Source organism: Amantichitinum ursilacus (assembly GCF_001294205.1).
Classification (GTDB): Bacteria; Pseudomonadota; Gammaproteobacteria; order Burkholderiales; family Chitinibacteraceae; genus Amantichitinum; species Amantichitinum ursilacus.
Genome location: NZ_LAQT01000006.1, coordinates 1 through 22529, shown reverse-complemented (window position 1 = coordinate 22529; position 22529 = coordinate 1). Strand labels below are relative to the sequence as shown.

General features: G+C 59.1%; 20 protein-coding genes and 1 pseudogene. 15 read left to right on the top strand and 6 right to left on the bottom strand.

Annotation, left to right across the window (positions count from 1 at the left end; genetic code table 11):
- Nucleotides 1-46 precede the first annotated feature (46 nt).
- Complete coding sequence (gene orn / locus WG78_RS08115) at nucleotides 47-616, bottom strand: oligoribonuclease (protein ID WP_053937309.1); 570 nt, start codon at nucleotides 614-616, stop codon at nucleotides 47-49.
- 261 nt (nucleotides 617-877) lie between these two features.
- Here orn and WG78_RS08110 point away from each other — a divergent pair, with 261 nt between their 5' ends.
- From WG78_RS08110 to rpmG, 9 genes are all read left to right on the top strand, one after another.
- Nucleotides 878-1351: a hypothetical protein gene (locus WG78_RS08110; RefSeq protein WP_053937308.1), complete on the top strand. Its 474-nt coding sequence runs from the start codon at nucleotides 878-880 to the stop codon at nucleotides 1349-1351.
- Between the two features lie 111 nt (nucleotides 1352-1462).
- A complete protein-coding gene (locus tag WG78_RS08105; protein WP_053937307.1) occupies nucleotides 1463-2710 on the top strand; it encodes a M48 family metallopeptidase in 1248 nt (415 codons plus the stop codon).
- 24 nt (nucleotides 2711-2734) lie between these two features.
- Nucleotides 2735-3061: a 4a-hydroxytetrahydrobiopterin dehydratase gene (locus tag WG78_RS08100; protein ID WP_053937306.1), complete on the top strand. Its 327-nt coding sequence runs from the start codon at nucleotides 2735-2737 to the stop codon at nucleotides 3059-3061.
- A gap of 48 nt (nucleotides 3062-3109) precedes the next feature.
- Complete coding sequence (gene rsgA, locus WG78_RS08095; RefSeq protein WP_053937305.1) at nucleotides 3110-4009, top strand: ribosome small subunit-dependent GTPase A; 900 nt, start codon at nucleotides 3110-3112, stop codon at nucleotides 4007-4009.
- Between the two features lie 95 nt (nucleotides 4010-4104).
- A complete protein-coding gene (locus WG78_RS08090) occupies nucleotides 4105-4896 on the top strand; it encodes an RNA polymerase sigma factor FliA (RefSeq protein WP_308417196.1) in 792 nt (263 codons plus the stop codon).
- 54 nt (nucleotides 4897-4950) lie between these two features.
- Nucleotides 4951-5691 carry a flagellar motor protein gene (locus tag WG78_RS08085; RefSeq protein WP_053937303.1) on the top strand — a complete coding sequence of 247 codons (741 nt, stop codon included), beginning with the start codon at nucleotides 4951-4953 and terminating at the stop codon, nucleotides 5689-5691.
- A gap of 223 nt (nucleotides 5692-5914) precedes the next feature.
- Nucleotides 5915-8332: a DNA translocase FtsK gene (locus WG78_RS08080; protein ID WP_236692002.1), complete on the top strand. Its 2418-nt coding sequence runs from the start codon at nucleotides 5915-5917 to the stop codon at nucleotides 8330-8332.
- A 361-nt stretch (nucleotides 8333-8693) separates the two neighbouring features.
- Nucleotides 8694-8927 carry a 50S ribosomal protein L28 gene (gene rpmB, locus WG78_RS08075; RefSeq protein WP_053937301.1) on the top strand — a complete coding sequence of 78 codons (234 nt, stop codon included), beginning with the start codon at nucleotides 8694-8696 and terminating at the stop codon, nucleotides 8925-8927.
- A gap of 12 nt (nucleotides 8928-8939) precedes the next feature.
- Nucleotides 8940-9095, top strand: coding sequence for a 50S ribosomal protein L33 (rpmG, locus tag WG78_RS08070; protein ID WP_013441158.1), 156 nt, complete (start codon nucleotides 8940-8942; stop codon nucleotides 9093-9095).
- A gap of 164 nt (nucleotides 9096-9259) precedes the next feature.
- On the opposite strand, the gene WG78_RS08065 is transcribed toward rpmG, so the two are convergent.
- The gene (locus tag WG78_RS08065; protein ID WP_053937300.1) at nucleotides 9260-10153 is read right to left on the bottom strand and encodes a LysR family transcriptional regulator; all 894 of its coding nucleotides are present in this window, start codon (nucleotides 10151-10153) and stop codon (nucleotides 9260-9262) included.
- A 285-nt stretch (nucleotides 10154-10438) separates the two neighbouring features.
- On the opposite strand from WG78_RS08065, the gene WG78_RS08060 reads away from it, so the two are divergent.
- On the top strand, nucleotides 10439-10759 hold the full coding sequence (locus WG78_RS08060; protein ID WP_053937299.1) for a DUF485 domain-containing protein: 321 nt from the start codon (nucleotides 10439-10441) through the stop codon (nucleotides 10757-10759).
- Nucleotides 10746-12425 (top strand): cation acetate symporter, encoded by a 1680-nt coding sequence (locus WG78_RS08055; RefSeq protein WP_053937298.1) that lies wholly within the window; start codon nucleotides 10746-10748, stop codon nucleotides 12423-12425. The genes WG78_RS08060 and WG78_RS08055 overlap by 14 nt, the downstream gene beginning before the upstream one ends.
- Nucleotides 12426-12556: 131 nt before the next feature.
- Here WG78_RS08055 and WG78_RS08050 read toward each other — a convergent pair whose 3' ends face one another.
- On the bottom strand, nucleotides 12557-13213 hold the full coding sequence (locus WG78_RS08050) for an aquaporin (protein ID WP_053937297.1): 657 nt from the start codon (nucleotides 13211-13213) through the stop codon (nucleotides 12557-12559).
- Nucleotides 13214-13478: 265 nt separating this feature from the next.
- Between WG78_RS08050 and acs the strand changes: the two genes are divergently transcribed.
- The 3 genes from acs to WG78_RS08035 all read left to right on the top strand — a co-directional run bounded on the left by acs (nucleotide 13479) and on the right by WG78_RS08035 (nucleotide 18642).
- Nucleotides 13479-15446: an acetate--CoA ligase gene (gene acs / locus WG78_RS08045; RefSeq protein WP_053937296.1), complete on the top strand. Its 1968-nt coding sequence runs from the start codon at nucleotides 13479-13481 to the stop codon at nucleotides 15444-15446.
- A 433-nt stretch (nucleotides 15447-15879) separates the two neighbouring features.
- Nucleotides 15880-17898, top strand: coding sequence for an excinuclease ABC subunit UvrB (gene uvrB, locus WG78_RS08040; protein ID WP_053937397.1), 2019 nt, complete (start codon nucleotides 15880-15882; stop codon nucleotides 17896-17898).
- Between the two features lie 6 nt (nucleotides 17899-17904).
- Complete coding sequence (locus WG78_RS08035; protein ID WP_236692001.1) at nucleotides 17905-18642, top strand: pseudouridine synthase; 738 nt, start codon at nucleotides 17905-17907, stop codon at nucleotides 18640-18642.
- 53 nt (nucleotides 18643-18695) lie between these two features.
- Here the strand turns inward: WG78_RS08035 and efp are convergent, their stop codons facing one another.
- The 3 genes from efp to WG78_RS22380 all read right to left on the bottom strand — a co-directional run bounded on the left by efp (nucleotide 18696) and on the right by WG78_RS22380 (nucleotide 20868).
- Nucleotides 18696-19259 (bottom strand): elongation factor P, encoded by a 564-nt coding sequence (gene efp, locus WG78_RS08030; protein WP_053937294.1) that lies wholly within the window; start codon nucleotides 19257-19259, stop codon nucleotides 18696-18698.
- Nucleotides 19260-19350: 91 nt separating this feature from the next.
- The gene (earP, locus tag WG78_RS08025; RefSeq protein ID WP_269082657.1) at nucleotides 19351-20487 is read right to left on the bottom strand and encodes an elongation factor P maturation arginine rhamnosyltransferase EarP; all 1137 of its coding nucleotides are present in this window, start codon (nucleotides 20485-20487) and stop codon (nucleotides 19351-19353) included.
- Between the two features lie 84 nt (nucleotides 20488-20571).
- The gene (locus tag WG78_RS22380) at nucleotides 20572-20868 is read right to left on the bottom strand and encodes a hypothetical protein (protein ID WP_152969122.1); all 297 of its coding nucleotides are present in this window, start codon (nucleotides 20866-20868) and stop codon (nucleotides 20572-20574) included.
- 558 nt (nucleotides 20869-21426) lie between these two features.
- On the opposite strand from WG78_RS22380, the pseudogene WG78_RS23365 reads away from it, so the two are divergent.
- Nucleotides 21427-21531: pseudogene (locus tag WG78_RS23365) on the top strand (PEP-CTERM sorting domain-containing protein); the annotation flags it as partial.
- Nucleotides 21532-22529: the final 998 nt, after the last annotated feature.

The following is a 22529-nucleotide window of genomic DNA, read 5'->3' as shown; positions in this document are numbered from 1 at the left end:
TGTAAAAACCGGCCGTTGCCGGCCGGACTGCTTGTAACGGGTTGCCTCAATCCACTTCCAGCGGCGCCGAGGGCACGCGCAAAAAGTGTTCGCGATAGAACTTGAGCTCGTCGATCGATTCATGAATATCGGCCAGCGCAGTATGTTTGCCCTGCTTTTTAAACTGGCGATGAATCTCGGGCTGCCAGCGTTTGCACAGTTCTTTCAGCGTCGAGACATCCAGATTGCGGTAGTGGAACCAGGTTTCAAGCTCGGGCATCCAGCGCGCCATAAAGCGGCGGTCCTGACAGATGCTGTTGCCACACATGGGCGAAGCGCGTTGCGGCACCCACTCGGCCAGAAATTCCATGGCGGCTTTCTGCACATCGTCCACGCTCTGGGTGGAGGCTTTAACGCGGTCGATCAGGCCGGAGCGGCCATGCGTGCCTTTGTTCCAGTCGTCCATGGCATCGAGCACGGCGTCATCCTGATGCACGGCCCAGGCCGGGCTTTCGGCCACCACGTTGAGATGCCCGTCGGTGATGACCAGCGCCAGTTCGATGATGCGGTCATTTTGCGGGTCGAGGCCGGTCATTTCCATGTCCAGCCAGATAAGGTGATTCTGGTCTTGCGCCATTGATGGGGCTCCTGCTCGGCAAGCATTAAGTTCGTCAGCTCCGCATTATATGTCACGCGGGCTACGGCGCGATGGCGGTGCAACGGTGTCGGCGCACGCCAGAATCGGGCTCGGGCCATTTACGCTAAATCCGACACGGGCTACGGCGGGCGTCCGGTATCAGCGCGCCGAGGCGGGTCGTAGCATCGAAGCACACCCTCATGCAAACCTGCCCACCCGGCGTGACCCACCCGCCACGTCGCCAAACCGGAGCTTATAAAGATGAAAATTCGTAGCCTGATCGCCTCCGCCCTGATCGGCGCCGTGGCCAGCGCCCGCTCGATGACGCCGATGGCCGCGCTGGCCGCCGCGCGCCTGTTGGGCCGCAAAACGCCAGGCAAGCTGGAACTGCTGGATCATCCCGTTTTTAAATATGGCGCGCTGGCGATGGGCGCAGGCGAACTGGCGGGCGACAAAATGAAATCCGCGCCCGATCGCACCGTGTTTCTGGGGTTGCTGGCGCGTGTGGCCAGTGCCGGTATTGCGGGCGCTGCGCTCGCGCCCAAGGGCCAGGAAAAAGAAGGCGCCGCCATTGCGGTCGCCACCGCCGTGCCATTGGCGTATGCCACGCTGGATGGTCGCAAGAAGGCCATGGCGGAAATCGGCCAGACTAAAAGCGGCCTGATCGAAGATTTGCTGATCGTGGCGGCCGGCATTGCCGTGGTGGCGCTGGCCACGCGCGGCAAGCACGATTAAGCCGCCTGCGCAGTACAGCAACCCGCCCGGCCCGCTTTGCGCTGACGCCGGGCGAGGTGCTTTACCCTATACTCTGCACTTCTTCGCAATGACCGCTGCAGAATATCCCGTATGACTTCCCATCAGTTTTCCGCCCTGTTTGTGTTTGCGTTGGTGGCCAGCGTGCTGCTGCAACTGTGGCTGGCGCTGCGCCAGATCAATCATGTGCGCCGCCATCGCAATGCCGTGCCCGAGGCGTTTGCCGCCAATATCTCGCTGGCGTCGCACCAGCGCGCTGCCGATTACACGGTGGTGAAAAGCCGCTTTGGCATGATCAACACCGTGTTTGAGGCGATGGTGCTGCTGGCGTTTACGCTGGGCGGCGGTATCGATGCCTTGATGCGACTGACTGAAGGCTGGTTTGGCCCGGGCATACTGGCGGGCGTGGCGATGATTGCTTTGCTGGGCCTGATCCAGTTGGTCATCGGCCTGCCGTTTTCGTGGCATAGCACCTTCAGCATCGAAGAACGCTTTGGCTTTAACCAGATGTCGAAAAAACTGTTTATCAGCGACGCGGTGCGCCAGAGCCTGTTAATGGCGGTCATCGGCCTGCCGTTTGTCGCGCTGGTGCTATGGCTGATGGGCCGCATGGGCACGTACTGGTGGGCTTATGTGTGGGTGGCTACCGTTGCCTTCATGTTCTTTATCATGTGGGTGTTTCCCACCTGGATTGCCCCGCTGTTCAACAAGTTTGAACCGCTGGCCGATGAAAGCCTGCGCCAACGCATCGAAGCGCTGCTGAATCGCTGCGGCTTTGTTTCCAACGGGATTTTCACCATGGATGGCTCCAAGCGCTCCAGCCATGGCAATGCGTATTTCACCGGCATGGGCAACAACAAGCGCATCGTGTTTTTCGATACGCTAATCCAACGCCTGGACGGTGATGAAATTGAAGCGGTGCTGGCGCACGAGCTGGGCCATTTCAAGCGCAACCACATTGTTAAATCGCGCATCTGGTCGTTTGGTTTGATGGCCGTGCTGCTGTTTGTGCTGGGCCAGTTGCTGCCCGCCGCGTGGTTCTATCAAGGCCTCGGCGTGCAAACGGCCAATACTGCCACCGCATTGACGCTATTCTTTATGGTGCTGCCGGTATTTACCTTTTTGTTTGCGCCGCTGGGCTCGTATATGTCGCGCAAGCACGAATACGAAGCCGATGCCTTTGCCGCGCAACAAGCTTCGGCCACCGATCTGATCCGCGCGCTGGTCAAGCTGTACCGCGACAACGCCTCAACGCTGACGCCCGATCCGTTGCACAGCGTGTATTACGACAGCCACCCACCTGCCAGCTTGCGCGTCGCCGCGCTCAAACAGCAGGCCTGATCCCCGCCTTGCCAGGAGCCGCCGATGTCCGCACACCTTTCCATCAGTAAAGAGCACTGCCAGAACGATGCCTTGAAACTGGACACGACCGCGGCGGAAGCCCTGCTGGCGCAGTTGCCGGGCTGGAAGCGGGTGGATGCCACCCTGCACAAAGCGTGGGATTTCAAGAATTTTTATCAGACGATGGCGTTTGTAAACGCCGTCGCCTTTATTGCCGATACCGAAGATCATCACCCCGACATGAGCGTCAGCTACAACCATTGCGCCCTGGTCTGGACGACGCATTCGGCTGGCGGCCTTACCCGTAACGATTTTATTTGCGCAGCCCGAGTTGATGCCCTGTTTGATTAAGATGACCTCCCCCTTGCCGTACCTTGCCCACCGCGCGGGCCCGAGCCGATGACCGCGCCGCTGACCCACATCGCCCGCATCGTGGCCAGCCATGGCCGCAGTTACATGGTGGAGCTACCCGATCGCAGCCGGCTTAATTGCAGCGCGCGCGGCAAAAAGTCGGACTTTGCCTGCGGCGATCTGGTGCAGATCAAGCCGCTGAATGCCGAACAGGCCGTCATCGAAAAAGCCTTGCCGCGCAAAACGCTGCTGTACCGCTCGGACCAGTGGCGCTCCAAAATCATTGCCGCCAATGTCACGCAGATTGCGATTGTGGTGGCGCCGGTGCCCAGCTATCTGGACGAGCTGATCGGCCGCGCGCTGATCGCCGCCGAAGCCGAAGACATCGAGCCGCTGATTGTGCTGAATAAATGCGATCTGCCCCAGGCGGCGGCCGCGCGTGAGGCGCTGCGCTATTACGAAGAACTGGGCTATCCGCTGCTGGCCTTGTCGGCCAAGGCCGATGTCGCGCCGCTGCGCGAACGGCTGCAAGGGCATATCTCGGTGCTGGTGGGTCAGTCGGGCATGGGTAAATCCACGCTGCTCAATGCACTGGTGCCCGAGGCGAATGCGCGCGTCAACGATATCTCGGAGGCGCTGGATTCGGGCAAGCACACCACCACGCACGCCACCTTCTACCATCTGGATGATCAGGTAGAGGGTGCGGCGCTGATCGATTCGCCGGGTTTGCAGTCGTTTGGCCTGGCGCACGTTAAAGAAGAACAACTGCCGGGGCTGATGCCGGATTTCCGGCCGCTGCAAGGGCAGTGCCGCTTTCATAACTGCCGCCATCGGCAAGAACCGTCGTGCGCGCTGAAGGCCGCGGTGGAAGCCGGCACGGTGCCCGCGTCGCGCCTGCAGTTGCTGCATCGACTGCAGGACGAACTGGCCCAGATGGATACTTATTAAGAGGCGACGGACCATTGCATGCCGCTGTACTATTCTGGTCTTGAACACGCAGCGCGTAGCGGCTCGGCGCGCGGCGTGAGGGGCAGGTTGGCGCCATGACACTGCCGCCCTTGATTGATCGCACAGAGACCCGTAATCCTGGTATGCCCGCACAACGCGCATTGCACCTTTATCGTCAGACCCAGGCTTCGAGCGACGACGACCGCGTCGCCCGGCACGCCCCGCTGGTCAAGCGCATCGCTTACCACCTGGTGTCGCGGCTGCCTGCCAGTGTTGAAGTGGAAGATCTGATCCAGGTGGGCCTGATTGGCCTGATGGAAGCCGCACGCAATTTCGATCCCAATGCCGGGGTGCAATTCGAGACCTTTGCCACGCAACGCATCCGCGGTGCCATGCTGGATGAACTGCGCAGCGCCGACTGGGCGCCGCGCCAGACGCGCAAGAACATGCGCGATATCGAAAAAGCCATCCACGCGCTCGAACAAAAACTGGGCCGCGCGCCGCATGAAGCCGAAGTGGCCACGTCGATGAGCATGCCGCTGGACGAATACCAGGCCATGCTGGCCGACGCGCGCGGGCATCAGCTGGTGTATTACGAAGATTTTGAAGACGAAGACGAAAACGATCAGCTGGACCAGTTTACCGCCGACCATCACGCCAATCCGTTGGCGCAACTGGAAGACAGCGGCTTTAAAAAACTGTTGATTGAAGGCATTGCGCTGTTGCCCGAGCGCGAACAACTGGTGATGGCCTTGTACTACGATGAAGAGCTGAACCTGAAAGAAATCGGCGCCGTACTGGGCGTTACCGAGTCTCGTGTTTCGCAATTGCATAGCCAGGCCGTAGCGCGTTTACGCAGTCGCGTGCAAGACTGGCTGCATCGCTAAAGCCAGCCCGGGCCGCGATCTGGCTCTCAAGAACAACATCAACCCGCTGACTCAATGGACAAAACAAGCGTAATCGGATTAGTGCTGGGTATTTCGGCCATCGTGCTGGGCCAATGGCTCGAGGGTGGCCATATCGCGTCGTTGTTGCAGTTCACCGCATTCCTGATCGTGATTGGCGGCACCATCGGCGCGGTGATGTTGCAAAGCCGCCTGCCCGACTTTATGGCGGGCGTACGCATGCTGAAGTGGGTGTTCCTGCCGCCGCAGCACGATTTTCGTCGCATTCTTACCACACTGATGGGCTGGAGCCAGCAAGCGCGCCGTGGCGGTTTGCTGGGTCTGGAGCAATACGCGCAGGCCGAGAAAGACGCCTATGTAAAACGCGGTATTCAATTGCTGGTGGATGGCGCGGAACCCGACATGATCCGCAAAGCGCTGGAACTGGATATCGATGCTTGGGAACTGCGCGCCAAAGCGGCCGCGCGCATCTGGGAATCGGCGGGCGGCTATGCCCCCACCATCGGCATTCTGGGCGCGGTGCTGGGCCTGATCCACGTGATGGAAAACCTGACCGACCCGGGCAAGCTGGGCGCGGGCATTGCAGTGGCGTTTGTGGCCACCATTTATGGCGTGGGCTCGGCCAACCTGATTTTTCTGCCGATCTACAGCAAGCTGCGCCAGCACATCGACACCGAAGTGCGTCGGCGCGAAATGATGATGGAAGGCATCGTCACCATCGCCAATGGCGAGAACCCACGCATCATGGAAAACAAGCTGGCGGGGTTTCTGACCTGAACGCGCGAGTTGGTGGATGCGCGCGCCGGGCTGGCGCTTCGGGTCTGAAGGGCGCTGGCGCAACACCGCCCTGTCAGACTCGCGCTGACACATCCGCCCATGCCCCCGCGCCGCGCTGTGTGAACGCGCCGACGTCCGTCCGTGCGGTGCACGCGCCGCTGTGGCAATCTCTCACTTTTAATCAGCGACTTGACGCGCCCGGCAGCCCGGGCCAGGGCCGTCGATGAACCGTCCGCAAGCATCCACTCAAAAGAACATGGCTTTATTCCGCAAGAAAAACGTCGCCAATGCCTCGGTCAAGGCGGCGCTACCGCCGCAACTGGCCAATCTGTTGCGAGAATCATGGTGGCTGTTGTTGGTGGCGGCCGTGTTGTATCTGGTGCTGGCACTGGTGACCTGGGCACCGGATGATCCGGGCTGGTCGCATAGCGCCACGCATGCCGATGTGCACAACCGCGCTGGCGTGGTCGGCGCATGGTTATCCGATATTTTCCTGTCTGTGTTCGGCTTCTCGGCCTGGTGGTGGGTGACGTTTTTGTTTGCCGCCATCTGGTGGGGCTATCGCCGTATCGATCGCATCAATGAATCTTCGCGCCCCGTCGTGCTGCTGGCCTGCATCGGCTTTATGTTGATGATCGTGGCCAGTTGCAGCATGGAAGCGCTGCGCCTGCACAGCCTGCATATGCCACTGCCTTTGTCGCCCGGTGGCGTGCTGGGCCTGGCGCTGGGTGGCTGGCTGTATCACGTGCTGGGGTTTGCCGGCGCCACCCTGGCCCTGGCGATGGCATGGGCCATCGGGATGTCTTTATTTACAGGTTTGTCGTGGCTGGACCTGATGGAAAAGCTGGGCGGCGCGCTGGAATGGATTGCGCTGAAACTGGTGGCCGCATGGCACGCCGCGCAGGATCGCCGCATCGGCCGCGTGGCTGCGGTGCAGCGCGAAGAACGCGTCAGTGTCGAAAAGAAAAAGCAGGTTGATAAAGCGCCGCTGATTATCGAAGAGCCGGTGATGGAAGTGCCGGTGGCCAAGGCCGTAGTCAAAGCCGCCGAGAAAAAAGCCGAGCAAGAGCAGAAAAAAGCGGTGCAGCCTACGCTGTTTGAATTTGAAGACCTGCCGCGTCAGCCCGGTGAGCCCAACGCGCTGCCGCCGCTGAATCTGCTGGCCCCTGCCCCGGTGGCGCAGGAAACCATCAGCCACGAAACGCTGGAATTCACCAGCCGTTTGATCGAACGCAAGCTGGGCGATTTCAACGTTGAAGTCAAAGTCATCGCAGCCTATCCCGGCCCGGTGATTACGCGTTACGAAATCGAACCAGCCGTGGGGGTTAAAGGCTCGCAGATCGTCAATCTGATGAAGGATTTGTCGCGCGCGCTGGGCCTGGTGTCGATCCGCGTAGTGGAAACCATCCCCGGCAAAACCTGTATGGGTCTGGAATTGCCCAACCCGACGCGGCAAATGATTCGCCTGAGCGAAATCCTGTCGTCCGAGCCCTTCCACGCGATGGGCTCGCGCCTGACCATGGCGCTGGGCAAGGATATTACCGGCAAACCCATCGTCACCGACCTCGGCCGCGCGCCGCATATGTTGGTGGCGGGCACCACGGGCTCGGGTAAATCAGTGGGCGTTAACGCGATGATTTTGTCGCTGCTGTACAAGGCTACGCCCGACGAAGTGCGCTTTATCATGGTCGACCCCAAAATGCTGGAATTGTCGATCTACGACGGCATTCCGCATCTGCTGGCGCCCGTGGTCACCGATATGAAACTGGCCGCCAACGCGCTGAACTGGTGTGTGGCCGAAATGGAAAAACGCTATCGCCTGATGAGCGCGATGGGTGTGCGCAATCTGGCGGGCTTTAACCAGAAAGTGAAAGACGCCGAGAAAGCCGGCAAACCGCTGACCAATCCGTTCTCAATTAACCCGGACGAGCCCGAACAGCTAGAGCATCTGCCGTTTGTGGTGGTGGTGGTCGATGAATTCGCTGACTTGATGATGGTGGCGGGCAAGAAGATTGAAGAATTGATTGCCCGACTGGCGCAGAAGGCGCGTGCCGCGGGCATCCATTTGATCCTGGCGACACAGCGCCCCAGCGTTGATGTGATTACCGGCCTGATCAAAGCCAATATTCCAACGCGCATGGCGTTCCAGGTTTCATCCAAGATTGATAGCCGCACGATTCTGGACCAGATGGGCGCGGAAGCGCTGCTGGGCCAGGGTGATATGTTGTTCCTGCCGCCGGGCACCGGCTATCCGCAACGCGTGCATGGTGCGTTTGTGGCCGATGAAGAAGTGCACAAGGTGGTGGCGTTTCTCAAATCGACCGGCGAGCCCGATTACATCGACGGCATTCTCAACGGCGGGTTTGAGGCGGAAGGCGCAGCCAGTGGCGGCGCGCCATGGGCGGATGCAGGCGGCGCGAGTGGCGGCGCGGGCGAGGATTCCGACCCGCTATATGACGATGCCGTGCAGTTTGTGCTGAAAAGCCGCCGCGCTTCGATTTCCTCAGTCCAGCGCCAGCTGCGCATTGGTTACAACCGCGCGGCACGCTTGATCGAGCAAATGGAGACCGCCGGGCTGGTCAGTCCGATGGAAACCAACGGCAACCGCGTGGTGCTGGCGCCCGCGGCTTCGGCGGAGTGACAACACCGCCTGGGAACCCATAGGGTGGGTCATGACCCACCCATCAATGGCGCGCGAGAAGCACGCATCACATTCCTTCTCGGCGGCATTGCATGGTGGGGCCAGACCCACCCATCAATGTCGCGCGAGAAGCACGCATCACATTCCTTCTCGGCGGCATTGCATGGTGGGTCCAGACCCACCCTATGGGGCGTAAGAAACTCCCAGGCGAATCATCAACATAGCGATAAAAGCTTGTTGATCTAAGCGCCCGGCTCCGCTATTCTGCAACACCCCCGTCGGCCGATGGCATTTTGGCTTGAACGGATAACTTGAATCGTGATATAAACACGGTTTTTCCAGAAGTCAGGGAATCCTAACCATGGCACGTGTATGCATCGTTACCGGCAAGCGTCCGGTAACCGGGAACAACGTTTCCCACGCCAACAACAAAACGAAACGTCGTTTTCTCCCGAACCTCCAATCCCGTCGTTTCTGGGTTGAGAGCGAAAACCGCTGGGTGCGCCTGCGCGTATCCAACGCTGCCCTGCGCACCATCGACAAGAACGGCATCGAAACCGTTCTGGCCGACCTCCGCGCACGCGGCGAACTGTAATAGGTAAAGATCATGCGTGAAAAGATCAAGCTCGAATCCAGCGCTGGTACCGGTCACTTCTACACGACCACCAAGAACAAGCGCACCATGCCGGAAAAGATGGAAATCAAAAAGTTCGATCCGGTTGCCCGCAAGCACGTGATGTACAAGGAAACCAAGCTGAAGTAATTCAGCGCGTCGTTGGCATGTTCAACGGCAAACGGATTCCCTGGTCCTGTGCCGGACGGAAAACAAAAAACCCACCAATGCGTGGGTTTTTTGTTTTTGCGTGCCCGCAAATCCGATCACACCCGTGTCCGGCCGGTCCAACTGGTGCTAAGGCACGCCAAACCTCACGCTTCGGCCTGCGGCCAGATCTCGCGCAACGAATCCAGCAATAACGCCAACATCGGATCACTCTGCCGGTCCGCCGAATAAATAAACTGCAGCGGCGCAGTAATCGCCACCTCCCCACCGCGCCACAAGGCAATCGAGCCTTCCGCTTCAAACCGGCGTGCCGTGCGTTCCGCCAGCAAAGACACGCCCAGCCCCGCTTTGACCAGTTCAGCCAGCGTGGCTTCGTCATCAAACTCCCCCACCCGCTTGGGCGCGATATTGTGCGTGCGCCAAAGCTCGGCGGTAATCCCGCTCAGACTCATAAACTGCGACAAACCCAGCCACGGCGCTTTGCCCAGCGTTTTCCAGTCAGCTTGCTGCAGTTGCTCCGCCAGGTTCAGCGGTAGCGCCACGCAAAAACCGAGTTCCGACAAGGGCAAGGAATTGACGTTCTGAAACGGATTGCGGCCAAAATAAAAGCCACCATCCAGCGTCTTTTTGCGTACGTCGTTCAAGACCGCCCCCGAAATCCCCTGCGTGGTCTGCACCGTAATCAGCGGGCATTTCTGTCGCAGCAACGCCAGCCACGGCCCGATCCGCAAACGCGCGGCCACGCCCACGGTGCCAATGCGCACCTTTCCTTTCGGCTCGGCCACCATTGCCTTGGCGCGGTAAAGCATATCGCGTGAAACCGCCAGAATATGCTCGGCATCCGGTAGGAATGCTTTGCCGCCTTCAGTTAATTGCACACCACCCGGAAAGCGCTCAAACAGCGCCATCCCCAGTTCTTCCTCCAGCGCCTTGATCTGCGCGGTGACGGCGGGCTGGGATAAATGAAGCAATTCAGCGGCCTGGGTCAGGTGGCCCTGTTGGGCGACGGCAACAAAAGTGCGTAATTGGTAGATTTCCATAGGAAATGATTATTGCCCGAAACGTGTTGAGCGTGTTGCGTTGCGTACCTGATGTGTAGTCTGCAAGCCAATGACTACGCCGCTCTGCGTCAGTTTCTTGCAATGCAGCATAAGCGTTTTTGATTTCGCGCATCAAAAATTGCAATTAGCTTCCGCTCCTGGCGCTCCATACAGTGAGGCACGACCCGAACACACGGCATGTACGACTCTGCAGATAAAGGCTTCATCCACAAGAAGCTGCGCGCGTGCGTCGGTCTCACCGCATTGATTTTCAGGAGAGAGAACATGGATGACCCCGTAATCCAGCGTATCCAGAACAATCCCAGGTTTCATGAACTGGTGCACAAAAAAAGCAGCCTCAGCTGGACCCTGGCCATCATCATCCTGGTGGCCTACGTCGGTCTGATTTTGATGATTGCGCTGGCCCCGTCCGTGCTGGGCACCCCGCTGTTTGCCGGCGGTGTCACCACCATCGGCATTCCACTGGGCATGTTGTTGATTGTGCTGGCGTTTGTGCTGACTGGCATTTATGTGCGTCGCGCCAATGGCGAATTCGATACGCTCAATCAACAAGTGATCGCGGAGGCTCGCAATGCGCGCAACTGATCGCCTTACGCTGGCCAGTATCGCCTTGATGTCCAGTTTGCCGACGTGGGCGGCCGGTGCGCTGGAAGGCCCGGTCAAGCAACGCGAGACCAACTGGCACGCCATTATCATCTTTCTGATTTTTGTCGCATTTACCTTGGGCATCACTTACTGGGCAGCGCGTCGCACCCGCTCAGCCAAAGATTTTTACGCGGCAGGCGGCGGCATTACCGGTTTGCAGAATGGCCTGGCCATTGCCGGTGACTTTATGTCGGCCGCGTCGTTTCTCGGTATCTCGGCGCTGGTATTTACCAAGGGCTATGACGGGCTGATCTACTCGCTGGGCTTTCTGGTGGGCTGGCCGATCATCACGTTTCTGGTGGCCGAACGCCTGCGTAACCTGGGCAAATTTACCTTTGCCGATGTCGCCTCGTATCGCCTTAAACAAACCCCGATCCGCAGCTTTGCCGCCACCGGCACGCTGATTGTGGTGACGCTGTATCTGATCGCGCAGATGGTGGGCGCGGGTCAGCTGATCCAGTTGCTGTTTGGCCTGCCCTACGCCACCGCCGTCATTATCGTCGGCGTGCTGATGGTGCTGTATGTCACCTTTGGCGGCATGCTGGCCACCACCTGGGTGCAGATCATCAAGGCGGTGATGTTGTTGTGTGGCGCCACGTTTATGGCGTTTATGGTGATGCAGGCGGCGGGCTTCAGCTTTGAAACGCTGTTCCAGACCGCCGTGTCAGTGCACCCCAAGCATCTGGCCATCATGGCGCCGGGCAATACCTCGCCCATCGAAACCATCTCGCTGGGCATCGGGTTGATGTTTGGTACCGCGGGCCTGCCGCACATCCTGATGCGCTTCTTTACGGTTAAAGACGCTAAAGAGGCACGCAAATCGGTGTTTTATGCCACCGGCTTTATCGGCTACTTCTACATCCTGACCTTCATCATCGGCTTTGGCGCAATCATGCTGGTGATGGGCAAGCCCGAGTACACCACCACGGTGATGGAAAAAGGCAAGCAGGTCACGCAGTTGATTGGGGGCGCCAACATGCCCGCCATTCACCTGGCTTATGCGGTGGGCGGCGATATGTTCCAGGGCTTCATCTCGGCCGTGGCATTTGCCACCATCCTGGCCGTGGTGTCGGGGCTGACGCTCAGCGGCGCATCGGCGATCTCGCATGACTTGTACGCCAACGTGTTTGCTCGTGGCCGTACTAACGAAGCGCACGAAATCCGCGTATCGAAATACGCCACGCTGGGCTTGGGCGTAGTGGCCATCCTGCTGGGTATCGCGTTCCAGAAAACCAACGTCGCCTTTATGGTGGGCCTGGCCTTCTCGGTGGCGGCTTCGGCTAACTTTCCGGTGTTGTTCCTGGCCATGTTCTGGCGTGGCCTGACCACGCGGGGCGCGGTCGCGGGCGGTTCGCTGGGCCTGCTCTGCGCGGTGGCCATGATCGTCACTGGCCCCACCGTGTGGGTGAAGATTCTCGGCAATGCCGCGCCCATCTTCCCGTATGACAACCCGTCGATCTTCTCGATGCCGCTGGCCTTTATCGTGATCTGGGCGGTGTCAAAAATGGATACCAGCGCTGCTGCCGCTCAAGAAAAAGCCGCTTTCGATGCGCAGTTTGTGCGCTCGATGACCGGCGTGGGCGCCGAAGGGGCCGCCAGCCATTAAGGCATAGCAGGATCGGAGACGAAGCAAAAAAAGAAGGTATGACACTGCATCACAAAAAAAACGGGGACCACCTCGTGAAAACGCCCCGCTTGCTGCGGGGCGTTTTCGTTAGTACGTACCCTTGCTATGGCTTATGGGCGCTCCAGCAGGCGTTGACCCATGCCGGCAATCACGCCGGCGGCAGCGGGTGCCAGCAAGAACAACCACAGTTGCGACAGCGCAATGCCACCGGCAAACAAGGCCGGGCCCAGGCTACGCGCCGGATTCACCGAAGTGCCGGTCAGCGGAATGCCCACCAGGTGGATCGCGGTCAGCGTCAGGCCGATGGCCACGCCAGCGATCAAGGCGTTTTCCGCGCGCGACGTGACGCCCAGAATCATCGACACAAAAATCAGTGTGGCAACGAACTCAAACACCAGCGCCGCTTGCAGCGCGCCATCGGCGTACTGGTTCTGGCCAAACTGGGTGGCCGTGCCGCCCTGGCCGGTCGCGATCAGATAAATGATCGCCGCACCCGCCATCGCGCCCAGGCATTGGGCCACGATATAACCCAGCGCCCGTTGCGGCCGCATGCGGCCCGCGATCAGCACGCCCAGCGTGACGGCCGGGTTAACGTGTGCGCCCGACCAATGCCCAAAACCATAAGCGACCGTCACGATGGCCAGCCCAAATGCGAAAGCGATACCCGTGTGGCCAATCTCCGGCCCCGCGAACACCGCGGCGCCACAGCCAAATAACACCAGAATCAACGTGCCGAAAAACTCGGCCAGATAATGTTTTGCGAACATGATAGTTGCGTTCCCTTGCCAGGCAAAAGGCAGGCAATCTAGCAAGCGCGGCGGGCCAATACTATGTGAATGTCGCGCTTGGCTTGCACAAAAAAACACAATAAATCAGCAACTAACATGCATTACGCGATCAGAAATGTGGCCACGATGTTGCGGCGCAATATCAGCGTTACTGATTCGCCGCATCAAAAAACACGATTGGATTGCAGGCATCGTCAGCTTTAGAGTCCATACACACTATTCCTTACTCCGCAGTGGAGCACGCATGAGCACGATCGACTCGGTATTAAAAGAAAACCGCCTGTTTCCGCCCTCAGAGGACTTTCGCGTTAAAGCGAATGTATCGGGCATGGAGGGATACAACGCCCTGTGCGAGCAAGCCAACAACGATTACGAAGGCTTCTGGGCCGATCTGGGCCGCGAGCTGGTGTCATGGAAGCAACCGTTTACCAAGGTGCTGAACAGCACCGAGGCGCCATTCTACAAATGGTTTGAAGACGGCACGCTGAACGTGTCGTACAACTGCCTCGACCGTCATCTGGCGGGCAGCGGCGACAAACCCGCCATCATCTTCGAAGCCGATGATGGTACCTCCACGCCGGTTACCTATCGCGAACTGCATCAACGCGTGTGCCAGTTTGCCAATGGCCTGCGCAGCCTGGGCGTCAAGAAAGGCGACCGCGTGGTGGTGTATATGCCGATGGGCGTCGAAGCCGTGGTGGCCATGCAAGCGTGCGCCCGCATAGGCGCGATCCACTCGGTGGTATTTGGCGGCTTCTCGGCCAAATCGCTGCAAGAACGCATTGGCGACGCGCGCGCGTCGCTGGTGATTACCGCCAACGAGGGCCTGCGCGGCGGTAAATCGGTGCCGTTGCAAGCCGTGGTGGACGACGCGCTGGCGCTGGGCGGTTGCGAATCAATCCAGCACATTGTGGTGTTCCAGCGCACGCAAACCGCGCCCGCCCAGTGGGACGCGCGCAATGTGTGGTGGCACGAACTGACGGCGCAGCAACCAACCGAGTGCGAACCGGAATGGATGAACGCCGAAGATCCACTATTTATTCTGTATACCAGCGGCTCCACCGGCAAACCCAAAGGCATCCAGCATTCCAGCGGCGGTTATCTGCTCGGCACGCTGGTCACGATGAAATGGGTATTCGATTACAAGCCGGACGATGTGTTCTGGTGCACGGCCGACGTGGGCTGGATTACCGGCCATTCGTATGTGTGTTATGGCCCGCTGGCCATCGGCGCCACGCAAGTGGTGTTTGAGGGCATCCCCACCTATCCGGATGCCAACCGCTTCTGGTCGATGATCGCCAGGCATAAGGTCACCACGTTCTACACCGCGCCCACCGCGATCCGCTCGCTGATCAAACTGGGCGCCGATCTGCCCGGACAGCATGATCTGAGCAGCCTGCGTTTGCTGGGCACGGTGGGCGAGCCGATCAACCCTGAAGCGTGGATCTGGTATCACGAAGTGGTGGGCGGCGGTCGTTGCCCGATTGTCGATACGTGGTGGCAAACCGAAACCGGCGCCCACATGATTGCCCCGCTGCCGGGTGCCGTTGCGACCAAACCGGGTTCTTGCACACTGCCGCTGCCGGGTATTCTGGCCGATATCGTCGATGAATCCGGCGCGCCGGTCGAACCAGGTAAAGGCGGCGCGCTGGTCATCAAAAAGCCGTGGCCGTCGATGGTGCGCACCATCTGGGGCGACCCGGATCGCTTCAAGAAGACGTATTTCCCCGAAGAATTCAACGGCCAGTTGTACTTGGCGGGCGATTCGGCGCACACCGACGAAAACGGCTACATCTGGATCATGGGCCGCATTGATGACGTGTTGAATGTATCCGGCCACCGTTTGGGCACGATGGAAATTGAATCGGCGCTGGTCGCCAACCCGCTGGTGGCCGAGGCTGCCGTGGTGGGCCGGCCGCACGAAATCAAAGGCGAAGCCGTGGTGGCGTTTGTGGTGCTGAAGCAAAACCGCCCCGAAGGCGAGGACGCCAAGCGCATCGCGCGCGAGCTACGCGAATGGGTGGCGCACGAGATCGGCAAGATCGCCCAACCCGATGAAATCCGCTTTGGCGAGAACCTGCCGAAGACGCGCTCGGGCAAGATCATGCGCCGGTTGTTACGCGTGATTGCGAAGGGTGAAGAGATTACGCAGGACGTTTCGACGCTGGAGAATCCGGCGATCCTGGAACAACTGCGGGTTAGTGCACTCTAACCCCATGGCAGCACAGCATTACCCCGCGGTTAGACCCGCGGGGTTTTTTTATTGAGGGGGCGGTGCAGCACGGCCATTTCGCATCCCGGCGGTACTCAGAATCCTCATGGCCTACCTGGCCACTCCGGTTCTTCCGTTCCGGCGGTATGCGAACTGACCGCACTGCACCGCCCCCGACGCGGCTTTGTTGATGCTGCGAGGCGCTTCGCTGTCGCGGGGCCAGGGCCAGGGCTAAAGCTAAAACCAAGGGCTAAGCCGAAGATGGGGAGCTGGCTTAGCGCGGGGCACGTAGGAAAGCGCTGCCGTTTCGTCGCGACAGCGGCGATATTGAAATCTTTCCGGGCCAGCGCCACTTCTCATAGAACGTTCGTTTCATGAACCGTTTTTTGCGCGTAGAATCCATCGATTGCGCAAACGCCTTGAGGATAGCCCCGTGTTTGTAGAATTCCCGAATTCGCCGTACAAGCTGTTCCAGCCTTTTCCGCCGTCGGGGGACCAGCCAGTGGCCATCGACCAGTTGGTAGAAGGTCTGGAGGATGGCTTGCAGTTTCAGACGCTGCTGGGCGTAACCGGCTCGGGCAAGACCTACACGATGGCCAATGTCATCGCGCGCACGGGCCGCCCGGCGATTGTGATGGCGCCCAACAAGACGCTGGCGGCGCAGCTTTATTCCGAATTCCGTGAGTTCTTTCCGGAAAATGCCGTCGAATACTTCGTCTCGTATTACGACTACTACCAGCCCGAAGCGTATGTGCCGTCCAAGGATTTGTTTATCGAGAAAGACTCTTCGATCAACGAGCACATTGAGCAAATGCGGCTGTCCGCCACCAAAGCGATGCTGGAACGCCCCGATGTAATCATCGTGGCCACCGTCTCGGCCATCTACGGTATTGGCGACCCGAGCGATTATCACAAGATGATTTTGCACCTCAAAGAGGGCGAAACCCATCCGCAGCGCGACATCATCAAACGCCTGACGGTGATGCAGTACGAGCGCAATGAAATGGCGTTCTCGCGCGGCACCTTCCGCGTGCGTGGCGACGTCATTGACGTCTTCCCCGCCGAGAACGCCGAGCTGGCCGTACGCATCAGCCTGTTTGACGACGAAATCGAAACCATCAACCTGTTTGATCCGCTCACCGGCCATATCAAACAACGCATGGGCCGGTTTACCGTTTTTCCGTCCAGCCATTACGTGACGCCGCGCGATACCGTGCTGCGCGCGGTGGAGACTATCAAAACCGAGCTCAAAAGCCGGCTCGACTTCTATTACAAAGAAAACAAACTGGTGGAAGCGCAGCGGCTGGAACAGCGCACGCGGTTTGATCTGGAAATGCTCAATGAAATGGGCTTTTGCAAAGGCATCGAAAACTACTCACGCCACTTTTCCGGCAAAAAGGCCGGCGAGCCGCCCCCCACGCTGATCGACTATCTGCCGCGCAACTCGTTGATGTTTCTGGATGAGTCGCACGTGATGATAGGCCAGATTGGCGGCATGTATCGCGGTGACCGCGCGCGTAAAGAAAACCTGGTTGATTACGGTTTCCGTATGCCCAGCGCCATGGATAACCGTCCGCTCAAGTTTGAAGAATTTGAAGGCATGATGCCGCAAACCATCTTTGTGTCCGCCACCCCGGCGGATTACGAAGAAAAGCATCAGGGCCAGGTGGTGGAACAACTGGTGCGCCCTACCGGTCTGGTCGACCCGGAAATCGAAGTGCGCCCGGTGGGCACGCAGGTGGACGATGTGCTGTCCGAAATCAATAAACGCGCCGCCATTGGCGAGCGTGTGCTGGTAACCACGCTGACCAAGCGCATGGCCGAACAGCTGACCGAATACCTGGGCGAGCACGGCGTTAAAGTGCGCTATCTGCACTCGGACATCGATACGGTGGAGCGGGTTGAGATTATTCGCGATCTGCGGCTGGGCGTGTTCGATGTGCTGATCGGCATCAACTTGTTGCGCGAGGGTCTGGATATCCCCGAAGTGTCTTTGGTGGCCATTCTCGATGCCGACAAGGAAGGCTTCTTGCGCAGCGAGCGCAGCTTGATCCAGACCATCGGCCGCGCCGCGCGTAACCTGAACGGCCGCGCCATTCTGTATGCCGACCGGGTTACCGACTCGATGCGCAAAGCCATCGACGAAACCCAGCGCCGGCGCGCCAAGCAAGTGCAGTTCAACCTTGATAACGGCATCGTGCCCAAGTCGATTACCAAGCGCATCAAGGACATTATCGACGGCGTGTATAACGCCGAAGAGGCCGCGGCCGATCGATTGGAGGCCAAGAGCCAGCGCCTGGTGGAAGAAATGGACCAGAAAGATCTGGCGCGCGAACTCAAGCGGCTGGAAAAAGAAATGCTGGCCGCCGCCAAGAATCTGGAATTCGAGAAGGCCGCCCAAATGCGCGATCAACTCAGAATCTTGCGCATGCGTGCGTTTGGCGCGGAATAAACAGCCTTGGCATTACCGATTGTGTTTATGGACGAGCAAATCGTCGCCATCCACAAGCCTTCGGGCTTGTTGGTGCATCGCTCGATGCTGGATCGCCACGAAACGCGCTTTGCCGTGCAATTGCTGCGCGACCAGTTGGGCCGCCGCGTGTATCCAGCGCATCGGCTGGATAAGGGCACATCTGGCTTGTTGCTGTTTGGTCTGAACCCGGAAGCGGGCCGCGCCTTGTCGTTGGCGTTTGAGCATCAGCACGTGCACAAACGCTATCACGCGATTGTGCGCGGCTGGCCCAGCGACGCGGGCGTCATCGACCATGCGCTGGCCAAGCAGCTTGATGAATCAGAAATCCGCGCGGGCGCGCCGCAAGGCCCGATCCAGGATGCGGTAACCGAATACAAGACGCTGGCCACCACCACCCAGCCGTGGCAAATCGATAAATATCCTGAAAGCCGCTACGCGCTGGTCGAACTGAACCCGATCACCGGGCGGCGCCACCAGCTGCGCCGCCACCTTAAACACATCAGCCATCCCATCATCGGCGACGCCACCTACGGCAAGGGCCAGCACAATCGCAAATTTGCCGAAGTATTTGGCCATGCGCGTTTGTTGCTGGCCTGCAGCGCCATGCGTTTTCCACATCCGGTGACGGGCGAGACCCTCGCCCTCACCTGCCCGCTGGCGGCCGACTTTGGCGAGGTAGTGCACGGGCTCGGTTGGGCTATCCCGGATGATCTACAGGCGTAAAAAAAACCCGCTCGTAAGCGGGTTTTTTTGATTCAAACAGCAAGGCCGATCAATCAGGCGCGCTTTTTGAATTCGAAGGTGCGGGTATCGATTTCGATGCGATCACCGATTTCGATAAACGCAGCCACCTGGATCTCGGTGGTAGTGCCTTTCAGACGGGCCGGCTTCATCACCTTGCCCGACGTGTCGCCACGGACGGCCGGTTCGGTGTATTCCACTTCGCGCACGATGGTGGTCGGCAGTTCAACCGAGATCGCCTTGCCGTCGTAGAACGTCACTTCGCACTGGTCTTCCATGCCATCAACGATAAAGCCAACGGCGTCGCCGACGTTTTCGGCTTCGACTTCGTACTGGTTGAATTCAGCGTCCATAAACACGTACATCGGGTCAGCAAAGTACGAGTAGGTGCAGTCTTTCTTGTCCAGAACCACGACGTCAAACTTGTCATCCGCCTTGTAGATGGCTTCGGACGGTGCGTCGGTCAGCAGGTTCTTCATCTTCATTTTTACAACCGCCGAGTTACGACCCGACTTGTTGTATTCGGTCTTTTGCACAACCAGCGGCGCGCCGTCGACCATGATTACGTTACCCGAACGGACTTCCTGTGCGGTCTTCATCTCAAAATCTTCCTGTTGCAATAAGCTGAAACGTTGCTGTTCATAACCGGCATCGCTGCAGCCGGTCGCTAAACGGGATTTTAAAAACCGGCTATTTTAGCCTGGCATTTGCGAATCTGGCCAGATTGGCTGCCAAATTACCCAAGGCGTCCAGATGGGCGGCCCAGCGCTGTGCATGCATGCGCAAGGCGGGCCAATGCGCAACCACACTTTGCCACGCGTGGGTGACGCCGCCGTGGGTCAGGTCGCCGTGGTTCCAGCCATAGGTCAGCGCGCGTAACGCGGCGGCAGCGTCCGCGGGCGCGTCTTTCAGATAAAGCTCAATAAACGCATCCAGCTTGATCAGATGCACTGCGTCTTCCTGCGGATAGATGTGCCAGACCAAGGGCAGCCCCGCCCATTGCGCACGCACAAAGCTGTCTTCGCCGCGCACAAAGTTCAGGTCGCAACTCCACAACAAGGCGTCGTATTCAGCTTGCGGCCGCATTGGCAGCGGATAGATTGTGGCTGCGCCGTGTTGCAACGGTTGTCCCAATTGCAGCGGCCCGACCACCGCTTGCAGCGAGGTCCAGATGCGCCCTTGCGGCATCAGGATATTGATCGGCGTGGGGCTCGCTGCCCACTGTTCTAATAAAGCAGGCAGCGCGGCGTTCTCATAGGCAAACAGGCTTACGGTAAAGTGCGCCGGCGCCGTCACCCCCTGAGCATGCAACCAGGCGTCGCGCTGGCTCGGCCCCCATGCCGCGCGGCGCGCTGGCAAATCAGCCTCGCCCAATACGCCGCCGGTGCCCGCGCTAAAGCCCGGAAAGAAGAAATATTTGTTCAGGCCTCCACCCTGTGGCGACGGCAAACCATGACAGTCCACCACCCAAGGCTCAGCCGACAGATATTCCAGATTCAGCCACAACGGCAACGGTTGCTGCGCGCGCATCGCAGCGATCGCAAGGGGCGGCAGTTCGCAGGCGAAGGCCTCAATCACCACATCGGCTGGCGCATCGTCCAACGCGGGCGTGGCGGACCAGTGTCTGATGGTGACGCCCTCCAGTACCTGCTCGGCCACGTTTGCGACGGCTGGCAATAACTGCGCAAAGGTCGCCAGATCATCTACCCACAGCGTCACTTGGGCGTTGTAGTTGTGATGTAGTTGACTCGCAAGACGCCAACAAACGCCGATATCACCAAAATTGTCGACCACGCGACACCAGATTACCCACCGTTTATCAGCCACTGACACCTGTCCTGTTGATTGCTGACCCCGCACCACAGTGGCGCAACCGTTTTAATTGCGCGCACTGTAGTCGAAAAAATCCACTTACAAAATCTGACGTTTTACTTTAATAAAGCCTGCAATCCTTTGCAGCTGGGGCGTTGCGGGCATAAGCCGAATTCTGACACGCGCCAGCACGGTGCGGCAAAAGCACGCAAAAAGCACCGTTTTTGCGCTACCTTTATCAGGATTTGCTGTATTTCTTACAAATTCCCTTCGATTTTCACCAGGAATCAAAAAGTTATTGAAAGAATTCAACTTACTTGATAGCATGCAATCACTGAAATCAGGTGCAAACCGCGCGGTGAGAAAGGCCACGCATTTTGCGATTTCAGCCTGCACAAGAAGTCTCGATGCCTATGCAGCATCAAGCAGTCCCGCCGGGCCACGAACCGGAATGGGAGCTGCTGGCGCAGGCCCCCTAAGGCCACGCACAGCTTATGTCACGGGGACCCCAAAAGGGTAATACCAACGGCACAAAACCATCCGACTTGCCAAGGAGATTTACAAATGAAACTTCGTACCGTTATTGCCAGCCTCGCGCTGGCCGCAGCTTCCACCGGCGCTTTCGCTACCAACCTGGGTACCGTGAGCGAAGGCCTGTCCATCTACACCGCTACCGGCCCTGTCAACGGCGCTTACAGCGGTTCGTGGACGCTGGACACCACCAGCCTGGGCGGCGCGCTGACCGCGTTCTACTCGGTGGCTGATGTTCCTGGCGCCATCACGTTCTCTGACTCCATCCTGTCGCTGTACAAAGGCAGCACGCTGGTTGGCACCACCACCGCTGGCCACTGGCTGGGTGTTTCGCTGGATACGTTCAGCACCTACACCTACACCCTGACCGGCACGGGCACTGGCGTGAACGGCCTCGGCAACTTCTCGCTGGGCATCTTCGCTGTCGGCGCACCGACTGCACCGGTTCCGGAACCCGAAACCTACGCCCTGATGGGTCTGGGTCTGGTGGCTCTGGTCGCAGCCCGCGCACGTCGCCGCGCAGTGTAATCGTCTTAGCCGATTGCAAGACACAAACGGCAGCTTCGGCTGCCGTTTTTTCGTTTTGGCGGCTGGCTGGGCGGGCGGGTTGCTTTTGGAATGGCGGACGTTTGCGTACGCGGGATTTACGCTTCGCATCTACAGCCTGTTCACCCAGCGACGGCCGGAACTGGATGATCGCCAGTACTGGAACGACACGGTGCGCATCGGCCGCGGCGTTGATTTTTGGGGCGAATGCTTGATGTCGGGGATGTCGGGGATGTCCAGAATCCCCGTATGGCTGTCAGCCTGTCTGTCTGGGGTCTGGGTTCGACTGCTGCGGGGCAAGCCTTAACCGCTTGAGCCTGCGGCGCATGTTTTGATACCCGGGGGGTGCCCGGGAGCACGTCACTTTCTCCTACAGCCGAGAAAGTAACCAAAGAGGCCGCCCTTAGCTGCCGCAATGCGGGGGTAGGTCAAAAGCCTCAAGCAAATCCTTTGGGTTGCATAGCTGCCGCTCCGCGGACGCGACGCTCAGTCGGAGCCCCTCCGGGTCGCCTCCCTTCGCGCGCTCAAGAGATGGCGTTGGTTTGCTAGCCGCGCTGGCCTCGTTGCTGCGCAACATCGGGCGGGCGTGGATGCTGGGCCGTGACAGTGAATGGGGTTTGTGTGTGCTTATCGCTTTCGTCTGATTTACGCTGCGGTCCCATAGGGTGGGTCAAGACCCACCACCCAAAGTAGCAAACAAGAACGGCCGGGCCGAACCCGCGCATGTTTACCTCCTCACGAAGGCCCGCAAAAACCCCGAACGCCAGCACGCTTGCCCCTCACGGGGGTATGCAAGAACAACCGGGCGAAACGTCCGCATGTTTGCCTCCTCGCGAAGGCGTGCAGTAAACGTAGGGTGCGTTACCCCAAAGGGGCAACGCACATTTGGGTTATGCCACCGAAGTTGTCAAAAACGCGAAATCGGGATGGCAGCAAGGAATGAGGGGCATGGCGTAATCGGGGAAATGTGCGTTGTCCCC